Below are 17,510 nucleotides of genomic sequence, written 5' to 3'. Positions count from 1 at the left end.
CACCGTGCCGACTATTCTTCTAAAACCTATAAATAGTTATCATCTTCCAGGCAATTCAATGACTTATCTCACATTCATTTGCTTTGCATACCGACATACATTCTATTAACGCTTACAGATAACTTACATCGCGGGTACCACTATCCGATTTTGACGATACGACGGCCTGGCACGGCCCGGCCGCCAGCGAACCCATACGCATTGGGCTAAACTCGTTGGCGTTTGCGGCACCTAGGCCGCGCTTTTTCGGGAAGTCACGCATGAGCACGAACATCGAAACCATCGCCGTCAATCGCAATGACGGTGCCGCCGCCTCGTTGGGCGATTACGCAGGCAAGGTGCGTCTGGTTGTGAACGTCGCATCGAAGTGCGGTCTGACGCCGCAATACGAAGGGCTGGAGCGTCTGTACGAAGACAAGCGCGCCGCAGGTCTGGAAGTGCTGGCGTTCCCCGCCAACAACTTCAAGGGTCAGGAGCCGGGCACCGACGCCGAGATCCTCGACTTCTGCACCACGCAGTACAACGTCACCTTCCCGTTGTTCGCCAAGATTTCGGTGCTGGGCGACGACCGTCACCCGCTGTACAGCGCGCTGGTCGACGCCAAGCCGGAAGCCACCGGCGAAGGCCCGTTCCGCGAGCGTCTGAAGGGCTTCGGCGTCGAGCGCGACAACCCCGCCGACGTGCTGTGGAATTTCGAGAAGTTCCTGATCGGCCGCAACGGTCAGGTCGTGGCCCGCTTCTCGCCGGACGTCAAGGCCGACGACCCGCGTCTGGTCGCCGCCATCGACGCCGAACTCGCGAAATAATTACGCGTGCACACCGCGTAAAAACGCAAAAGGGGGCGATGCGTTGCGCATGCCCCCTCGTGCCGCGTCGTTTCCCCCCGGATTCGACGCGCTCCCTACACCTTTGCGCCCGACGTCAGCGCTTGGCCGTATCGGTCATGAACTTGCCGGTCGGCGCTTCACCACCCTTCTTCTGGCGACGCGTGTTGCCGTCCAGCCCGCCATCCACCGCCCACTCCGCGAACACCGTCGGTCCCGGCTCGAAATCGCGCGGTTGCCATTCCGGCGTCAGGATGTCCTCGTCGGCGTAATACTCGATGAGTGCGCCGCACGGATTCTTGAAGTACCAGAAATACGCCGACGAGATCGGGTGACGCCCCGGCCCCAACTGCGTTTCCCAGCCACAGCGGTCGATATGCATGCCGCCGCCGAACACCTCATGGATATCGCGCACCGTGAACGCCACGTGATTCAGGCCGCGCTTGCCGTTGGGCAGCGCCAGCAAGAAAAGGTCGTGGTGACCGCCGTGCGGTGCACAACGCATGAACGCGCCGCGATCCGGATAGCGGTCTGACAACTCGAAACCGAGCTTGTCCTCGTAGAACTTCTGTGTCGCAGCGAGCGCGTTCGTGAAGAAGACCACGTGGCCGACTTCGATCGGCTGCGCACGTTCGTACACCGGGCTCGGCGTGTTCACGCGCTGTGCGGGGAGTCCCCACGGATTCGTCGGCGCGCCCTGTACGTCCAGCGCGCGCTTGGCCGTCACTTCGACGCGCACGGCCAGACCGTTCGGGTCGATGCAGCCCGTCGCGCCATCCTTGAAGTAGTAACCCGGCTGATCGGCGAGACGGTCGGCAATGGCCGCCACTTCGTCCGCGCGCGTCACGCCCCACGTCACTTCGCGCAGCGTCGGCCCGTCTTCCATGGCCGGTGGCAGCGACGGATCGTCGTGACGCACCGCAAGCACACGGCCGCCGTTGAGCGTTTCGAAGCGCGCGCCATTGGCGTCGGCGCTGATCTCGGTCAGGCCCCAGTCGGCCAGAAACCGACGGCAGGTGTCGAGGTCAGTAACCCCGTAGGTGATTTGTTCGATGCCCAGAATCGTCATGACAGTCTCGGGAAAATCGGAAGTCTTGATTAAATGAAGGGGCGCTCAGAGATCGAGCGTCAGACGCTCGCCCTTGCAACCGGACACGCAGATCATCATGACCTTGTTCCCGGCGCGCTCCGACGCGCTCAGTACCGAGTCGCGATGGTCGGGGCAGCCTTCGATCACACGCGTCTCGCATGCCCCGCAAATGCCTTCCATGCAGCTGTGTTCGGCGTCGATGCCTGCGGCGAGCAGCGTATCGAGCAACGTCGCGCCCGCAGGCACGGCAATCTCTTTGCCCGACTTCGCCAGCGTGACGACGTAGCCCTCGGACGTCGCAGGCGGCGGCGCATCCGGTGCGGCTGCGAAGCGCTCTGTGTGGACGTTAGCGATGCCCACCTCGGCACACGTGGCTTCGAAGGCGTCGAGCATCACGCCCGGGCCGCAGCAATAGGCATGCGTGCCCACCGGCTGATCGGCCAGGAACGCCGCGAGCGACGCGGGTTTGCCGTCGTGCTGATCGTCGAAGTGATAGGTGATGTCGCCACCGAGCGCATTCAGTTCGTCGACGAAGGCCGCCTGCGGCGCGGTACGCGCGCAGTACATCAGCTTGACGCTCCGGCCGAGCGAACGCAGACGCCGGTACATGCAGAGTATCGGCGTCACGCCGATGCCGCCTGCGACCAGCACCGAGTGCGCCGCCGTTTCGTCCAACTCGAAATGATTGCGCGGGGCCGAAATATCGAGCGTCATGCCGACACGGAAGTTGTCGTGAATGAAGCGCGAGCCGCCACGGCTCTTCGGATCGGCCAGAATGCCCAGCACGTAGCGGTTTTCCTCGCCCGGGGTATTCACCAGCGAGTAACTCCGCACCAGCCCGCTCGGCAGGTGCAGATCGATGTGCGCGCCGGGTGTGAATTCCGGAAACGGCGTGCTGTTGCCCGCCACAGGCACGAGTTCGATGCTCATGATGCCCGCAGCTTCGTAACGAAGCGTGCGCACCATTGCCGACAGGGTTGACTTGCTCATAACGCCGCTCTCTGATGTTGCTGATTTTCTTGACGTCCGCCCGGCTTAACCAGCGATGGCCGCGACGGACAAATCGATGTCGAGACGTGCCAACGCCTCGATTTCCACACGCAGTTCCGGAAAAACCAGACCGCTGACCGCGACGAGCGTCGAACACGGATACGCGCCACCGTTCGCCGCCACGTCCGCAAAGAACTCACGGCGGGCGCGACCGACTTCGTCCTTATCGGCGATATCGGTCACGTACACGACAAGCTTGTAGACGTTGGCGAGACGGCCACCTCCGGCTTCGACCAGCGCGCGGATCTTGCCGAGCACCACCAGCGTCTGCTCGTAGGTCGTGAGCGGCTTTTCAGCATCGCGCGTGGCCGGATGTGCGGTCATGCCCGACATCAGGATCTCGTTGCCGAACCGGATGCCGTTGGTCCACGTGGCCGTCCCGAGATCGGGCACGGCCTGTGCACGAATACGTTCGGCTTTTAGGGCGGAAGGGTTTTGCATGATCGCGTCCATGAAATTGCCGACGGCTTACGCCTTGCCCGGCTGCATGCGCTCAAGCTCCGCCTTCGCCAGATTCCTCAGATGGCGACGCAGACGCACGATGCCCATGTCGTGCTGATACAGGTGCTCGTTCTGGTTAGCATCCGGCTCCATGTCTTCGAGCATCACGCGGTCCTGCTCCAGCACGTTCCAGTGACGTGCTTCCAGACGATTGCGATACAGGAAGCGCCACGTGTCGCGCTGCCATCCGTCGAGCTTGCGGCAGCGCCAGTGGAACACGGCGGCCAGCGTCGGCGAGATCGGCGTGTAGCTGCCCACGATCACGAAGTTGCCGCCGGGGCCGCCCGTCTTCGGGTACGGAATCTCCAGACGCATCCAGTGCGTGCCGGTGTCCGCCCATTCGGTCCAGTCGAAGTTCACATCGCGCTGGCCTTCCTTCTCGAACACGAAACCACGGTCGGTATCGCGAATGCGGAACGCTGCCGTGTTGTCGCCCTCGGCCATCGAGTGCGACTGCTTGTGCAGATACGTGCCGTGCATCGGGTCCATCACGTTATCGAGCACGTAGCGGTAATCGCCCTTCCACTCCGTGTAGCAGAGGAACGACGAGAATTCGCCGTCGGCGTCGAGTTCTTCCGGCAGCACCAGCGGCGGCGGCGTCTCGATATTCTCGGTGGCGTTGTACAACCAGATCGCCTCGTTGCGCTCGACGATGTGATACGCCTGCGTCGGGCGCGAGCCTTCGAGCTTGCAGCCCGGGCTACCCGGCACACGCATCACGGTGCCGTCACAGCGCACCTGCACGCCGTGATAGCCGCAGGCGATGCGGTCGCCCATCACGATGCCCTTCGAGAGCGGCGCGCCGCGATGCGGGCAATGATCGTCCAGGGCATGCACTTTGTTGTCCTGATCGCGCCAGAACACGAGCTTCTTGCCCAGACGGCGCAGCGAGACCGGCTCGCGGTCGATCATGTGCGACGGACAAATCGGGTACCAGAGGTTCTTCAGGCCGCGCTCGAGCAAGGCGTCGGCGGTGAGAATGGGTTGTTGCGTAGTCATGGGGGGACCTCCATCGCGAGCGCCGCCCGAGCGGCCATCGCGCTATGTGATGTTTTTACTCTTCGGCCAGTCGGGCGATCTGCGCTTTGTAGACGTCTTCGGTCCACACGTCGCCTTCCTGCGGGCCGGGGCCGGTGCGATTCAGGTAGGCCACGAGGCCCGCCAGATCGTGCGTGCCCGAGGCGTAGGCGCGCTCGATGGCGTCGCCCAGCAGGCTTTCGTATTGCGTCGGCTCATGACGACGCGCTTGATGCGGTTCCAGATAACGGTCCATCACTTCCCTCCATTGCGCACCCGCTCGCGAATGCGCGCGTGCACGGGTACAAAGTCATAAGTCGGATAGCATTCGGTGCGAAACACGCCCCAGGCCGAACGCTCCAGTTCCACGTTCACGACCGGCAGCAAATGCGGCGGCAGTTCCAGCGTGACGATCTGGCCGAAGCCCATCGCCACGGTCCACGACACCACTTTCACGCCGGCGGGCGGGAATCGCTCCCACCATTCGGCAGCCTTCAGACGTTCCTGAAAATCGTCGAGATTGTTCGACTGATCGTGACGCAGGAACACCGTCAGCATCATGGTCTCGGGCTGGACGGTGCCCGGTGCGGTTTCGCTCATTGCTCTCTCGCCTGTCGCGTCGCTTACTGCACGAACTGGTTGGTGAACAGGTCTTCCGGCTTGGACTTCTCACGGATGACCTTCTCTTGCGCGTAGAAGTCCTGCAGCTTCGTCACACGCGCCGGATCGAACGCGCCCAGACGTTGCTGTCCCGGGTACACATTGCGGGCGTAGTACGTGAGGATCTTCTCGATCTCGGCTTCCTTACCCTTGTAAGCGGGCACGGCGGCGCAGTATTCCTTCGCAGCACCAGCCGGATCGCGCATGATTTCCGCGACCGACTTGACCGTCGCGCGCACGAACTTGCGGATCATCTCCGGCTTCTCGGCAATGGTCTTGTCCGAAGCGAGAATCGCCTGCGCCATGCCCGGGAAATACTTGTCGGTCGACGTCATCGTGACCTTCACGCCAGCGTCTTCGATGTTCTGCGCCCACTCGGGCGTGCCGACCATCACTTCCGCCTTGCCCGTCGCGACCTGTTGCCAGACGCCCGCCGGGCCTGCGCCCTGAATGCGCGCGTCGTTACGCGTGAGACCGGCCGAGGCGAGCAGGCCGAGCGTCGCGTAGAAGCCCGTGTCCTGATAGGCCAGCACGGTGATCGTCTTGCCCTTCAAATCGGCGGGCGACTTGATGTTGGCGTCGTCGCGCACCACGAGCTGGTGCAGCGTGCGGCCGCCGAGCAGCGCCACGCCCTTGATGGGGATGCCGTTCGGACGCAGCACGATGGGCGTGTCGCCCAGACCGCCGCCCAGATCGCCGTTACCGGACGCGAGCTGCTTGCCCACGTCAGCGCCGCCCTGCACGGTCAGCCAGCGCACCGACAGGCCTTCTGCCGCGTAGTAACCCTTCTTCTCGGCCAGCATCAGCGGCGCGAAGGCCGGCAGATTCGCCGGGGCCGGGAGCAGATAGGTGATCTGCTGCGTCGCAGGCTGCTGCGCCATCACCGGTGCGGCCACGCCGCTGAGTCCCGCCACGGCGCACAGACCCGCCGTCAGAAAGGCGCGACGCGCCAACGATGCACGGAAAATCGACAACATATCTTTGCCTCGCTCAAGTTTCGGATGTCCGCGATGCCCCGTGCATCGCGGCTTGCCACTGTCATTGCCCACTTCTGCCACCGACGTCAGACCCGGCCCGCCCAGGCGAGCGGGTTCTCGTTCAGGCCCCAGTAAAGGCTCTTCTGATTTGTGTATTCCAGCAGTCCCAGACGGCCCTTCTCGCGCCCCATGCCACTCTCCTTCCAGCCGCCGAACGGCGTCGAGATGGAGAACTGCTTGTAGGTATTGATCCAGACGGTGCCCGTCTCCAGCGCACGGCCCACGCGCCACGCGCGCTTGAAGTCGCGCGTCCAGATACCGGCGGCGAGTCCGTAGACGCTGTCGTTGGCCTCGGCCAGCAGATCGGCTTCGTTCTCGAACGGCAGCACGGCCAGCACCGGCCCGAAGATTTCTTCCTGCACCATGCGCGCCTGATTGGTCAGGCCCGCGATGATCGTCGGCTGATAGAAGTAGCCCTTCTCGCGGCCGTCGCCTGCCGGACGTTCGCCGCCACACAGCAGACGACCGCCCTCTTCCAGCCCGATGGCGACATAGCGCTCGATGGAGTCACGATGCGCCGACGTCACGAGCGGCCCCATCTGCGTGTCTTCGCGCAGCGGATCGCCCACGCGCAGTTGCTTCGCGCCGGCGACCAGACGCTCGACGAACGTGTCGAAGATCGCCTTGTGGACGAACAGGCGCGAGCCTGCGATGCACGACTCGCCCGATGAACTGAAGATGCCGTAGAGCACACCGGCTACAGCGTGATCGATGTCGGCGTCTTCGAATACGATGGTCGGCGACTTGCCGCCGAGTTCGAGCGACACGGGCATCAGCTTTTCAGCGGCCAGACGTGCGATGCCGCGCCCCACTTCCGTGCCTCCCGTGAACGCCACCTTCTTGACCTTCGGGTGACGCACGAGAATGTCGCCGATGACCGAGCCCTTGCCCGGCAGCACCGACAACACCCCGCGCGGCACACCGGCGGCTTCGCAGATGCGGCCGAGTTCGAGCGACGCGAGCGGCGTGACTTCCGCCGGTTTGAGCACTACGGCGTTGCCAGCGGCGAGTGCCGGGGCGAGCTTCTGGGCGTCCGACGCAATCGGCGAGTTCCACGGCGTGATGGCGGCCACCACACCCAGCGGCTCATGCACGCTCATCGTCAGATAGTCGCCACGCGAGGGCGTGAGCGTCTCTTCCAGCGTCTCCAGGCACGACGCGAAGTAGCGGAACGTGCCCGCAGCACTCGCCACAAGCGCACGCGTCTCGCTGATCGGCTTGCCGTTGTCGCGTCGTTGCAGATGCGCGAGCGCTTCGGCGCGTTGCGTGATGCCGTCGGCGACGCGATGCAGCACGGCTGCGCGCTGATGCGGCTTCAGGCCCGCCCAGTCGGCGCGACGCCACGCGGCGTCTGCGGCTTCGACCGCTTCGACGGCGTCATCGGCACCTGCGGCTGCGATCTCGGCATTCACGCTTTCGTCGGCCGGGTACAAGCTTTGATAGCGCTTACCGGTGCCGGCACGCCATTCGCCGCCGACCAGAATGTCGCTCGAAAACCCTTGCAGCAAATCTTGATGGCTCATGAGTCTCTTCCTGCTAGATCACACAGTTCGCGACGCGATTGCGCAGCGCGCGAATGGCCGAATACGCCGTCAGTGCCGACGTCTTGGGGTTGTCCGGCAACGGCTTGCCGCACATCTCCAGCGACATTTCGCCGAACGCACCGCGCGCTGCGATGTGATGCACGTTGCGCGTACTCGTCGGGTCGGCGATCAGACGCACACGCGTCGCATCGAGTCCCAGCCCGGCGATGGCAACGGTCGCCGCGACGTTCGCGTTCTTCGGGTACAGACGCGCCGCGTCGCGCGCGCTGCCTTCGAAGATCACCGTCGCCGTGGTGAGCGTGGCGAGATCGCACACCTGCTCGGCGGGCGTACCCTGCCAGCCCATCGGCGGCTTACGGCCCGTGTACAGCACTTCGTCCAGCCCACCTTCACGGGCAGCGGCGATGGCGTCGATGCCACCGATTGCGCCGGAGAGCAGCGTGACGGTCGATGCACCATCTTTCGCAGCTTGTTCGAGCGCCGCCAGCAGATCGGTATCCGAGAGTGCGCCAATCGAAGCCACAGCGCAGTCAACGCCCGACTTGAGCAGCGGCACGACGTGCCCTGACAGGGCGCTGTGTCCGGCGCATTCCAGGACGAAGTCCGGACGGCTCGACAGCGCCTGCGCTGACGACACCACTTCGGTGCCCGCACGCACGCTGCCGCGCACGCGCTCGGCGGCGTCTTCCGGCACGATCACGTGGCCCACGCGCAGATACGGATCGCTCGCGCACGCTTCATACACTTTCGAGCCGATAGCGCCGAAGCCGATCAGCGCGACGTCAACCGGACGATGATTCAATTCATGCATTCGCAGGCTCCCGGACCGGCGGACCGGCGAAATGCGACGCGAAGTTGCCGACCGACAGCATGTCGACTTCGAGCAGCACCGGACCGTCGTGAGCGACGGCGCGGGCCACGGCCCCTTCCGCCTGATCGATGGACGTGATGCGTTCGTGCTTGAGTTGCAGGCTCGCGCAGAAAGCGGCGAAGTCCGGCTGATGCAGTTGCACGTAATGACGACGGCCGCCGTACTGCGCATCCTGAATATTGCGGATCACGCCGTAGCACTGATCGTTCATCAGCAGAATCACGACGGGTGCCTTTTCCTGCACGGCGGTCGCGAGTTCACCCACGTTCACCATCAGGCCGCCGTCGCCGCACAGGGCGACGGTCTTCTTCGCATTGCCCGCGAGCGCCGCGCCGATGCCCATCTGCATGCCCTGACCGATGCCGCCACCCAGCGCGTGAACCCCTGCGCGCGGCGAGAAGATCTTCAGCAGACGGTTGCCCCATGTGCTGTTCGAGATCGTGACGTCGCGCACCCAGTTGAAGTCGCGACCGAGCGAACCTTGCAGCGCTGCCACGAGTTGACGGTACGGGCCGAGGCCTTCAGCAACTTGCTTCACGGCCGCGTCGCGCGCCGCAGCGAGGTCGGCGTGGAACGCCGGATCGACCGAGAGGCGGCCTTGCAGACGGTCGGCCAGTGCGTTCAGCACGCTAGCGGCGTCGCCCTGAATGAACAGGTCGTTGCGATAGCCACGGTTGTCGGCCAGTCCGTCGGCGTCGACGCGATACAGCGGACGCGGCAGCGCCAGCTTGTACTTGAGCGTTTCGTTGCCGCGCAGACGCGAGCCCACGACGAGCACCGCGTCACACGTCTTGTAGAACTTCTCGACCGTGGGGTGGATGTTGAATGCGCCCAGCGTGGCGGCGTGGTCTTCCGGCACGATGCCGCGACCCTGCACGCTCGTCACCACGCCGAAGCCCATGTCGACGAGACGCTTGACGGCCGCCTCCGCGCCACGAGCACCGCCGCCTAGCCACAGCAGCGGGCGATGCGCCGATGCGAGCTTGTCGGCCAGTGCGGCCACGCGTGCGTCGTCGTGCGTCGGCACGGCGATATGCGGGGCGGACAGATCGGCCGGCCATTCGATTTCAGCCGCCTGAATGTCGATGGGGATCTCGACGCTCACCGGCCCCGTCGGCGCAGTCAGCGCAGCACGCACCGCTTCGCGCACCGTCGCGAGCGCCGTATCGACGCAGCGCACACGGTAAGCCGCCTTCGAGATCGAGTTGAGCATGCTCAGTTGATCCGGCGCTTCGTGGATGTAGGCGAGATCGCGGTCGAGGAACTCGGTTTCGATCTGACCGGTGATGTGGAGCACCGGCGTGCCGGCCGTGAGCGCTTCGACCATCGCACCGGCTGCGTTACCGGCAGCCGTGCCCGTGCTCGTGAATGCAACGCCGAGTCCGCCGGACACGCGCGACAGGCCGTCGGCCATGTTCAGTGCGCCGGCTTCGCCGCGTGCGCCGACGTAACGGATCTTTTCGCGACGCGCGATGGCGTCGAGGATCGGCATGTTGTGAATCGAGATCACGCCGAATGCGGTCTGCACGCCGCACTGTTCGAGAAACGCCGCGATGACTTCGCCGACGGTGGTTTTGTTAGACATGTCTTGCCAAGCCTCCGGAAACATCGATGTGACTGCCCGTCGTATAGGACGACTGCGGGCTAGCCAGGAAAAAGATCGCTGCGGCCGCCTCTTCAGGCTTGCCCAGACGTTGCAACTGGATTTGCTTCTTGCGCGCGAGTTCGCCGGTCCACTCCGACCACGTCTTGCTGTCGCCCGCCTCTTGCGCGGCGGCGTAACGGCGACGCCACTGTCCCGACTCGACCAGTCCGATCAGAATCGCGTTGACGCGCACGCCGTCGGGCGCGAATTCGCCCGCCATCGAACGCACGAGGTTCTGCACGCCCGCACGCGCCGACGAGGTCGCCACCATGTGCGGCTCAGGTTGCAGCGCGAGCAGCGAGTTGACGCAGACGATGGCGGCGTCGCCCGTCTCGCGCGCGGCGTCGCGCAGCATCGGCAGGCAAGCACGCGTGGTGCGGATCACGCTGAAGTACTTCAGTTCGAGTTCTTCGCGCCAGGCGTCGTCGGTCGTGTCGGCAAACGTCGACACACGGCCCTGGCCCGCGTTGTTCACCAGCATGTCGAGACGACCGAATTCGCCACGGATACGCTCGACCAGTGCGGTGACATCGCCCTCGTCGAGCACGTTGCACTGCGCAGCGATGAGGCGCGCCTGCGGATGACGCTCGCGCAGATGCGCTTCGGCTTGCGCCAGGCGCTCGGGGTTGCGTCCGCAGATGGCGACGGCGGCCCCGGCGTCGAGCAGGCGCTCGGCGGTCGCCAGCCCGATACCGGACGTGCCGCCCGTGACCAGCGCTGCGCGCGCGGAAAGGTCGATCTTGATCATTTGAGTCCCAGTGACTTCATGTAGGGGGTGGACTTGCCGTCGCTCCCCGGGCGGTAGTTCAGACGGTGCGAGAGCGCATCGGCGGCTTCGCGCACCTGACCGATCAGGCCCGCGTCGAGCATCGAGGCGTCGATGTTGGCGCGCGGAATCGTGACCGTGATGGCGGCGCAGATGCGGCCCACGTCGTTGCGCACCGGTGCGCTCACCACGCTGATACCGCGTTCGAACGACGAGGCCGATACCGCATAGCCGCGCTCGGCGTCTTCGCGCACGCGCTCGAACAGTTCGGTGAGCGACTCGGGCGTCTGCGGCGTGAATTTCTCCAGCGTCTTCTCGGGATACAGCGCGCGCAGTTCGGTGAGCGTCAGGTCGCCCATCAGCACGTGACCGTGCACCGTGGCATGCGCCGGCAGACGCGTGCCGACGTTGACCTTGATCGAGTTGAAGACGCCCGCCACGCTTTGCGCCTTCGCGACGAACACGATGTCGCGGCCGTCGCGAATCACGATGTGCGACGTGAGTTGGGTGGCGTCGCGCAGGCGCTCGATGATCGGAATGCCGAGGTCGGTCAGTTCCAGCGAGCTGAGGTATTCGAAACCCAGACGAAGCACGGCCACGCCCAGACGGAAGTTCTTTTCGCTGCCTGCGCGCTCAAGAAAGCCCATGGCTTCGAGCGTCTGCAACAGACGGAAGACGGTCGTACGCGGAATGCCCAGCCGTTGCGACAGTTCCGGCGCACTGAAGACCGGTTCGCGCGGCGAGAACTGCGTGAGGATGCGCAGGCCGCGCTCAAGACCCGGCACGAGGTAGCGGGACTCGGCAGCGCCCTCGACGACCGCGTCGCCGTCGAGCGAGACGTTTTGATCGTCCTGCAAGGTGTCGTCCTCGATGAGCGCTTCGCGCTTCGGTGTAGCCGGTGCCATCTCAGCGCTCCCCTGCCGCGACACGTTCGAGCCACGCGGCGAGCGCAGCATTCAGAACGTCCGGCGTTTCGATATACGACGCGTGGCCTGCACCGTCGATGATTTGCAGCGGCACGCCCGCGACTTTCGCGATGACTTCGCACGCGGCAGGCGACGTGATGCCGTCCTGCGCGCCTACGGCCACCGCGACGGGACCGGCGTTGGCGCTCACGTACTGCGCGAGTTCGCTGGCGACGTCGCCATTCGAGAGCAGGTGCGTCGCCTGACGGTAGCCGACCGGCAGCACCCGCGACATGTTCCATTTCACCCAGGCGCGCGGCAACTCAGCGGCGTCCGGGGCGACGAGGTTGTCGCTGCGCTCACGCGCCATACCGGCGGGGCCGAGCTTGTCGAGCATCGCCAGACGGCTGTCGCGCTTGGACAGACGTACCTCGGCGTCTGCGCGGCCGTAGCCGTTGGCAGGCGAGCAGAGAAAGAGACCGCGCACGCGTTGCGGCGCGCGGCTCGCAAACTTCGTTGCCATGATCGCGCCCAGCGAATGACCGACCAGCGCCACACGATCCAGACCGAGGGCGTCGAGCCACGCTTCCAGGGCGTCGGCATACGCATCGGGATGCGGTTCGGCGGCAGCGACATTCGACGTCGCGCCGTAGCCGGGCGCATCCCAGGCGTACAGCGTTGCATCCAGTCCCGTGGCTTCGAACTGCGCGAGCCAGGACGCCGCACCGGAGCCGATGCCGTGCAGCATCACGACCGGCAAGCCAGCGTCGCGCTCAGCGCCCGCACAGCGATACCCGACGGTGCCCGCACGCGTGGCGACGGTGCGATATGCAAACGCGTCCAGCCGTGCGCGCAAGGGCGCAACGACATCGTCTTCTGGCACTTCGTGTTGATGGGCTTCGGCTTGCATGGCGGCTTTCGTCTAACTTTTTCGGACTTGATGCAGACTTCCGACTGCGTGAATTTCTGCCGATGCCGTGTGTGCATTCGACACACGGGCACCGGACTTTTCCTTGCCGACTTACTTCATTTCGCGCTTGATCTTTGCGAGCGGCGAATCGGGCGGATACGTCGGCGTGACCGGCTTTTGCGAGCCGAGCATCACGCACATCAGCGCGTCTTCGTCGCCGATGTTGATTTCCGTGCGGTACACGCCCGGCGGCACCGAGATCAGATCGCGCTCGCCGAGAATCGCTTCCCACGTTTCACCGTCGCGCTCGCAGATCACCTTCATCTTTCCGCGCATGACGAAGAAGATTTCCTCGACGTCCATGTGGATGTGGCTCGGGCCGATGTTGCCGGCCGGGATCACCATCGTGGAGAACGTGAAGTGACCGGCGGGCACGGTGTTGACGTCTTTGGCCACACCGGTGCCGCCCGTGCCGACGTAGCGCATCTGCGCACGGCGGTACTTCGGGTTGTAGTCGGCCTGGAACTTGAGGGCGTCCCAGTCGTATTTACGCGTCGAGAAACGGGCGACGCGGGTCTCCAGCCAATCGCCGAATGCCTGACCTTCGGTCTGCGTCCAGCTCTCGACGGCCTGCGGCGTCGCGGTGTTTTTAGCGTCGGCTTGCGCCATGATCTAACTCCTGAAAGGCGTTGCGAATGTGAGTGGCTCGTCAGGGCATGACGAAGCCGCCGTTGACCGGCAGAACCTGTCCGGTCACGAAACGGGAAGCGTCGGAGAGCAGGAACAGCACCGGGCCGACGACGTCGTCCGGCACTTGCGCACGCGGCAGCGCACGCCCCTCCAGATAGTGGCGATGGCGCGCCGCCGGCACATAGGCCGTGGCTTCGACTTCGACGAGCCCCGGCGCGATGGCGTTGACGGTAATGCCGTCCGGGCCGAGTTCGCGCGCGAGCGAGCGCGTCATCGACATGACCGCGCCTTTGCTGGCGGTGTAGGCAAGCAGGCGCGGTGCGCCCCATAGTGCCGTGTCGGACGCGATGTTCACGACGCGGCCCTGCCCCGAGGCGCGCAGAAACGGCAGCGCGGCCATCGTCATGAGCCACGTGCCGCGCACATTGACGTTCATCACGGCGTCCCACGTCTCGACGCTCAGTTCGGTGGCCATCTTGCCGCCCGAGTTGGTGATCGCGCCGTTGTTGACGAGGCCATCGATGCCGCCCATCTGCTGACCGGCCGCTTGCGCTGCGGATTCGACCGATGCCGGGTCCGACAGGTCGACGCGCACGAACGACACGCCGTGTCCGGCGTCCTGCAATTCGGCGGCCAGCGCTTCACCGGCGTGTGCGGCAATGTCGGCAATCGTCACTTGTGCGCCACGTGCCACGGCGGCACGCACGAAGCCTTCACCGAGGCCACGCGCGCCGCCGGTGATCAGCAGCTTCTTGCCGTCGAGCGGCGGCAGCGCGTCGATATCGAGCGGCATCACCGGGAGGGTCGACAGTTCGTCCACGATTCGATTCCTTGTGAAGTCCGACGCTCAGGCGATGTTCATGGCCGCACGCGGCACGTAATGCAGTGCGCGACGCTCCAGCCAGACCACCGCCGCGTAGGCCGCGATACCGATGACGGTCAGCCCGGCAATCGCGACGAACACCATCGCGGTATTGCCCTGCCCTTCGCCATACACCAACAGATAGCCGAGACCGCGGTCGCCACCGACCAGCTCGCCGACAGTCACGCCGATCACGGCCAGCGTCGACGCGATGCGCAGCCCGGCGAACAGTGCCTGCATGGCCGACGGGAATTCCACGAAGCGGAAGATCTGCCAGCGGCGGCCACACAGCGCACGTACCAGATTGACCATGTCGGGATCGACCGAGCGCACTGCACCCAGCACGTTGATCATCACGGGGAAGAAGACGATCAGCACCGCGACGAGAATCTTCGGGTAGATCGTGTAGCCCATCCACATCACGAACAGCGGCGCGAAGGCGACCTTCGGCGCGATCTGCAATGCGAGGATGTACGGCGAGAGCATGGCTTCGGTCGACGGCGACAAGCCGAGAATCACACCGATCAGCACACCCAGCGCCGAGCCGATCACGAAGCCGGCGATCACTTCGAGCGCCGTCACACCGATGTGCAGCCACAGGTTTTCGACCTGGAACATGCGCACGCCTTCGACCAGCGTCGACGACAGCTTGGGCAACACGAATTCAGGCACGCCGAATGCCGTCGGGCCCCATTGCCACACGGCCGCGAAGAGCAGCAGCAGCACGAAGCTACCGGCGGTCAGTTGCGTTTTGGAAAGGGATTTCATAGCGGAGATTCCAGTGTCTTGTGCGAAGTGCGAGCCAGTGCCGATCAACCGAGGTGGTCGTCGCGACCGACCTTGAGCAGTTCCATCAGATGCGCGACGTACTCGTTCATGCCCGCTTGCTTGCGGCGCTCGATGGGGTTGTCGCGGTGCGGCAGATCGACGGTGATCTCTTCGATGATCGTGCCCGGCCGCTCGCTCATCACGAACACGCGGTCCGACAGCGCAATCGCTTCCGCGAGATCGTGGGTGATCATCAGCGCGGTCTTGCCTTCGCTGGCGAGCATCTGCGCGAGATCCTGCTGAAGGACCATCTTGGTTTGCGCATCGAGTGCCGAGAACGGCTCGTCCATGAGCAGCACGTCCGGCTCCACAGCCAGCGTGCGGGCGAGCGCTGCGCGTTGACGCATGCCGCCCGATAGCTGGTGCGGGTAGTGGTTCTCGAAACCCTTGAGGTGGCAGCGCGCGAGCAGCGCCTTCGCGACTTCTGCGCGCTCGGCCTTGTTGCGGCCGCGAATCTGCATGCCGAGTTCGACGTTCTTCTGAATCGAGCGCCACGGCATGAGCAGATCCTTTTGCAGCATGAACGCGACCTGTTGCGACGGCCCGCGCACCGGCTTACCCGCCAGCGTCACTTGCCCTTCGCTGGGCGCATACAGACCGGCACCCATGTTGAGCAACGTGCTCTTGCCGCAGCCGCTCGGGCCGATCAGCGAGACGAACTCACCGGCTTTGATGCCGATGGAGACATCGGAGACAGCGGTCATCTCGCCCTTGCCCTGGCGATTTTTGAAACGACGCGTGACGCCGCGATATTCGATAGCGAACGGCAACGGTGCCGCTGCGGGCTGCTTCTCACGCGCTCCGGCATACGCCTCGGCTACGTTTGCGTCCTTCAACTGAATCGACCTGAGCATGGGAAACCACCGTGTTTCTGGATGTTCAACTTGCCTCGGGCAGCCTGCGGCGTCTGTTCGCGTGCACGGCTTGCCAGCCTGTCTTTCTCTTTCGCGTAAAGTTTCATATGTGAAACGTTGATTTACTTATGGATCAATTATAGGGAGTGACGGCCGCAGTCAAAATTGTTTTTTGACTAGGGGAAACCCGAATTCATGGGTGTTTCCGGGGACAGCGCCCACTGTTTCGACAAAAAAAGCGCCGACGGGCAAATGCCGGCCGGCGCATCAAGAGAGACCACTGGGTGAAAAAGGTAAAAGCGCGGGAACGCGTCAGAACGAGTGGTGCACGCCCGACATGATCACGAGCTGATTCGCCGTCGACGACGGGCTGATCGTGTTGATTGCCGTCACCGCACCGTTGCCGCTCGCGTGTTGGTACGCGCCGCTCACATAGACCTGCGTGCGTTTGGAGAAGGCGTAGACATCGCCGAGGCTGACCTGGGTCCAGCGCTTGCCGGACATATTGGTCGTCGCCGCGCCGAAGGTGATCGTGTTCGGCACGCTCGTCGCGAAGTTCACACCGGCGTCGAACGATTGATACGTGTCGTTGTAGCCGGGGGACTGAAGCTTCACGCGCGTGTAAAGCGCATGCAGCAGCCACGGCCCGAAGCCATAGGACACACCTGCGCCCATGTTCTCGACGTTCGATGCCGCGTAGGTTGCGACCGGCTGCCCCTGGAACGTGGCACCGCCGAGCGCTGCGACGTTCGGCGTGCGGTTGTTCTCGTTCGAGTAGACGGCCGACGCCTTGAAGCCACCGTTCGTGTAGTTCGCCGCGACACTCCACTTGCGACCGTTCGCGAAGTTCGTGTTGTTGCCGAACGAAAGCATCGCGCCCGCCTTGAAGCCCATGTAGTCCGGCGTGACGTAACGCACGGAGTTATCGACCTGCACGACGGACGTGTTGGCGAGTTCGTCGAGGTTGCCCGGGTGGAACATGTACCAGTTCATGCCCAGATAGGCCGTGCTGAACGGGCCCAGCCAGTCGAAGTTGAACGTGGTCATGTGGCCGATGGTGAGCGTACCCATCTTGTCCGACTGCAAGCCGACCCACGACTGGCGGTTGAACATCGCCCCTGCCTTGATCGTGTTGCCCGTGAGCGTCGAGAAGCCGTTTTCCAGCAGGAAGATCGCGCGATTGCCGCCGCCCAGATCTTCCACGCCACGCAGGCCCCAGCGGTCCGGTTGCGAACCGCCCTGCTGCGCAATCCAGTTCGAACTGCCGCCCTGGTTGTTCACGAATGCCACCCCAGCATCCATGCTGCCGTACAGCGTGACGTTGCTCTGTGCGTGTGCTGCGACCGGCACGCCGAGCGCCAGCAGCGTTGCTGCCGCCAGCGTCGTCATGCCCGGGATCCGCCCCATCGGAAACCGCTTCATCTGTGAACTCCTGTCGTTCGATGATTCGAGAACG

19 protein-coding genes are annotated in these 17,510 nt (G+C 64.4%); 1 reads left to right on the top strand and 18 read right to left on the bottom strand.

From position 1 onward, the window contains the following. Positions 1-260: 260 nt before the first annotated feature. Complete coding sequence (locus tag PAQ31011_RS21105; protein WP_046291094.1) at positions 261-806, top strand: glutathione peroxidase; 546 nt, start codon at positions 261-263, stop codon at positions 804-806. Between the two features lie 115 nt (positions 807-921). On the opposite strand, the gene PAQ31011_RS21100 is transcribed toward PAQ31011_RS21105, so the two are convergent. From PAQ31011_RS21100 to PAQ31011_RS21015, 18 genes are all read right to left on the bottom strand, one after another. Further along, positions 922-1,893, bottom strand: coding sequence for a VOC family protein (locus PAQ31011_RS21100; protein ID WP_150577669.1), 972 nt, complete (start codon positions 1,891-1,893; stop codon positions 922-924). A 45-nt stretch (positions 1,894-1,938) separates the two neighbouring features. Beyond that, the gene (locus PAQ31011_RS21095; protein WP_150577668.1) at positions 1,939-2,904 is read right to left on the bottom strand and encodes a PDR/VanB family oxidoreductase; all 966 of its coding nucleotides are present in this window, start codon (positions 2,902-2,904) and stop codon (positions 1,939-1,941) included. Positions 2,905-2,949: 45 nt separating this feature from the next. Beyond that, a complete protein-coding gene (locus tag PAQ31011_RS21090) occupies positions 2,950-3,405 on the bottom strand; it encodes a Rid family hydrolase (protein ID WP_150577667.1) in 456 nt (151 codons plus the stop codon). A gap of 27 nt (positions 3,406-3,432) precedes the next feature. Further along, entirely contained in the window at positions 3,433-4,464 is a 1,032-nt protein-coding gene (locus PAQ31011_RS21085) for an aromatic ring-hydroxylating oxygenase subunit alpha (protein ID WP_150577666.1), read from the bottom strand. Between the two features lie 55 nt (positions 4,465-4,519). Continuing rightward, positions 4,520-4,738, bottom strand: coding sequence for a recombinase-like helix-turn-helix domain-containing protein (locus PAQ31011_RS21080; RefSeq protein WP_039400222.1), 219 nt, complete (start codon positions 4,736-4,738; stop codon positions 4,520-4,522). After that, a complete protein-coding gene (locus PAQ31011_RS21075) occupies positions 4,738-5,082 on the bottom strand; it encodes a hypothetical protein (protein ID WP_150577665.1) in 345 nt (114 codons plus the stop codon). Before PAQ31011_RS21075 ends, PAQ31011_RS21080 begins: the two co-directional genes overlap by 1 nt. Before the next feature lie 23 nt (positions 5,083-5,105). Next, entirely contained in the window at positions 5,106-6,119 is a 1,014-nt protein-coding gene (locus tag PAQ31011_RS21070) for an ABC transporter substrate-binding protein (protein WP_150577664.1), read from the bottom strand. 86 nt (positions 6,120-6,205) lie between these two features. Beyond that, positions 6,206-7,702, bottom strand: a complete 1,497-nt coding sequence (locus PAQ31011_RS21065; protein ID WP_150577663.1) for an aldehyde dehydrogenase — start codon at positions 7,700-7,702, stop codon at positions 6,206-6,208. A 13-nt stretch (positions 7,703-7,715) separates the two neighbouring features. Beyond that, on the bottom strand, positions 7,716-8,534 hold the full coding sequence (locus tag PAQ31011_RS21060) for an aspartate dehydrogenase (RefSeq protein ID WP_150577662.1): 819 nt from the start codon (positions 8,532-8,534) through the stop codon (positions 7,716-7,718). Next, complete coding sequence (locus PAQ31011_RS21055) at positions 8,527-10,179, bottom strand: thiamine pyrophosphate-binding protein (RefSeq protein WP_150577661.1); 1,653 nt, start codon at positions 10,177-10,179, stop codon at positions 8,527-8,529. The genes PAQ31011_RS21060 and PAQ31011_RS21055 overlap by 8 nt, the downstream gene beginning before the upstream one ends. After that, positions 10,172-10,987: an SDR family oxidoreductase gene (locus tag PAQ31011_RS21050; protein ID WP_150577660.1), complete on the bottom strand. Its 816-nt coding sequence runs from the start codon at positions 10,985-10,987 to the stop codon at positions 10,172-10,174. The genes PAQ31011_RS21055 and PAQ31011_RS21050 overlap by 8 nt, the downstream gene beginning before the upstream one ends. Further along, positions 10,984-11,910 (bottom strand): IclR family transcriptional regulator, encoded by a 927-nt coding sequence (locus PAQ31011_RS21045; RefSeq protein ID WP_150577659.1) that lies wholly within the window; start codon positions 11,908-11,910, stop codon positions 10,984-10,986. The genes PAQ31011_RS21050 and PAQ31011_RS21045 overlap by 4 nt, the downstream gene beginning before the upstream one ends. Position 11,911: 1 nt before the next feature. Then, complete coding sequence (locus tag PAQ31011_RS21040; RefSeq protein ID WP_150577658.1) at positions 11,912-12,820, bottom strand: alpha/beta fold hydrolase; 909 nt, start codon at positions 12,818-12,820, stop codon at positions 11,912-11,914. 111 nt (positions 12,821-12,931) lie between these two features. Then, positions 12,932-13,489: a cupin domain-containing protein gene (locus tag PAQ31011_RS21035; RefSeq protein WP_150577657.1), complete on the bottom strand. Its 558-nt coding sequence runs from the start codon at positions 13,487-13,489 to the stop codon at positions 12,932-12,934. 40 nt (positions 13,490-13,529) lie between these two features. Beyond that, a complete protein-coding gene (locus tag PAQ31011_RS21030; RefSeq protein WP_150577738.1) occupies positions 13,530-14,303 on the bottom strand; it encodes an SDR family oxidoreductase in 774 nt (257 codons plus the stop codon). 54 nt (positions 14,304-14,357) lie between these two features. Next, positions 14,358-15,140 carry an ABC transporter permease gene (locus PAQ31011_RS21025; RefSeq protein WP_150577656.1) on the bottom strand — a complete coding sequence of 261 codons (783 nt, stop codon included), beginning with the start codon at positions 15,138-15,140 and terminating at the stop codon, positions 14,358-14,360. Positions 15,141-15,184: 44 nt separating this feature from the next. Further along, positions 15,185-16,054, bottom strand: coding sequence for an ABC transporter ATP-binding protein (locus PAQ31011_RS21020; RefSeq protein WP_150577655.1), 870 nt, complete (start codon positions 16,052-16,054; stop codon positions 15,185-15,187). 312 nt (positions 16,055-16,366) lie between these two features. Next, entirely contained in the window at positions 16,367-17,443 is a 1,077-nt protein-coding gene (locus PAQ31011_RS21015; protein ID WP_174990226.1) for a porin, read from the bottom strand. Positions 17,444-17,510 lie beyond the last annotated feature (67 nt).

Source organism: Pandoraea aquatica (assembly GCF_902459565.1).
Lineage (GTDB): Bacteria > Pseudomonadota > Gammaproteobacteria > Burkholderiales > Burkholderiaceae > Pandoraea > Pandoraea aquatica.
Note: the sequence above shows the minus strand (reverse complement) of the source record. Positions and strands in the feature narration are given on the sequence as shown.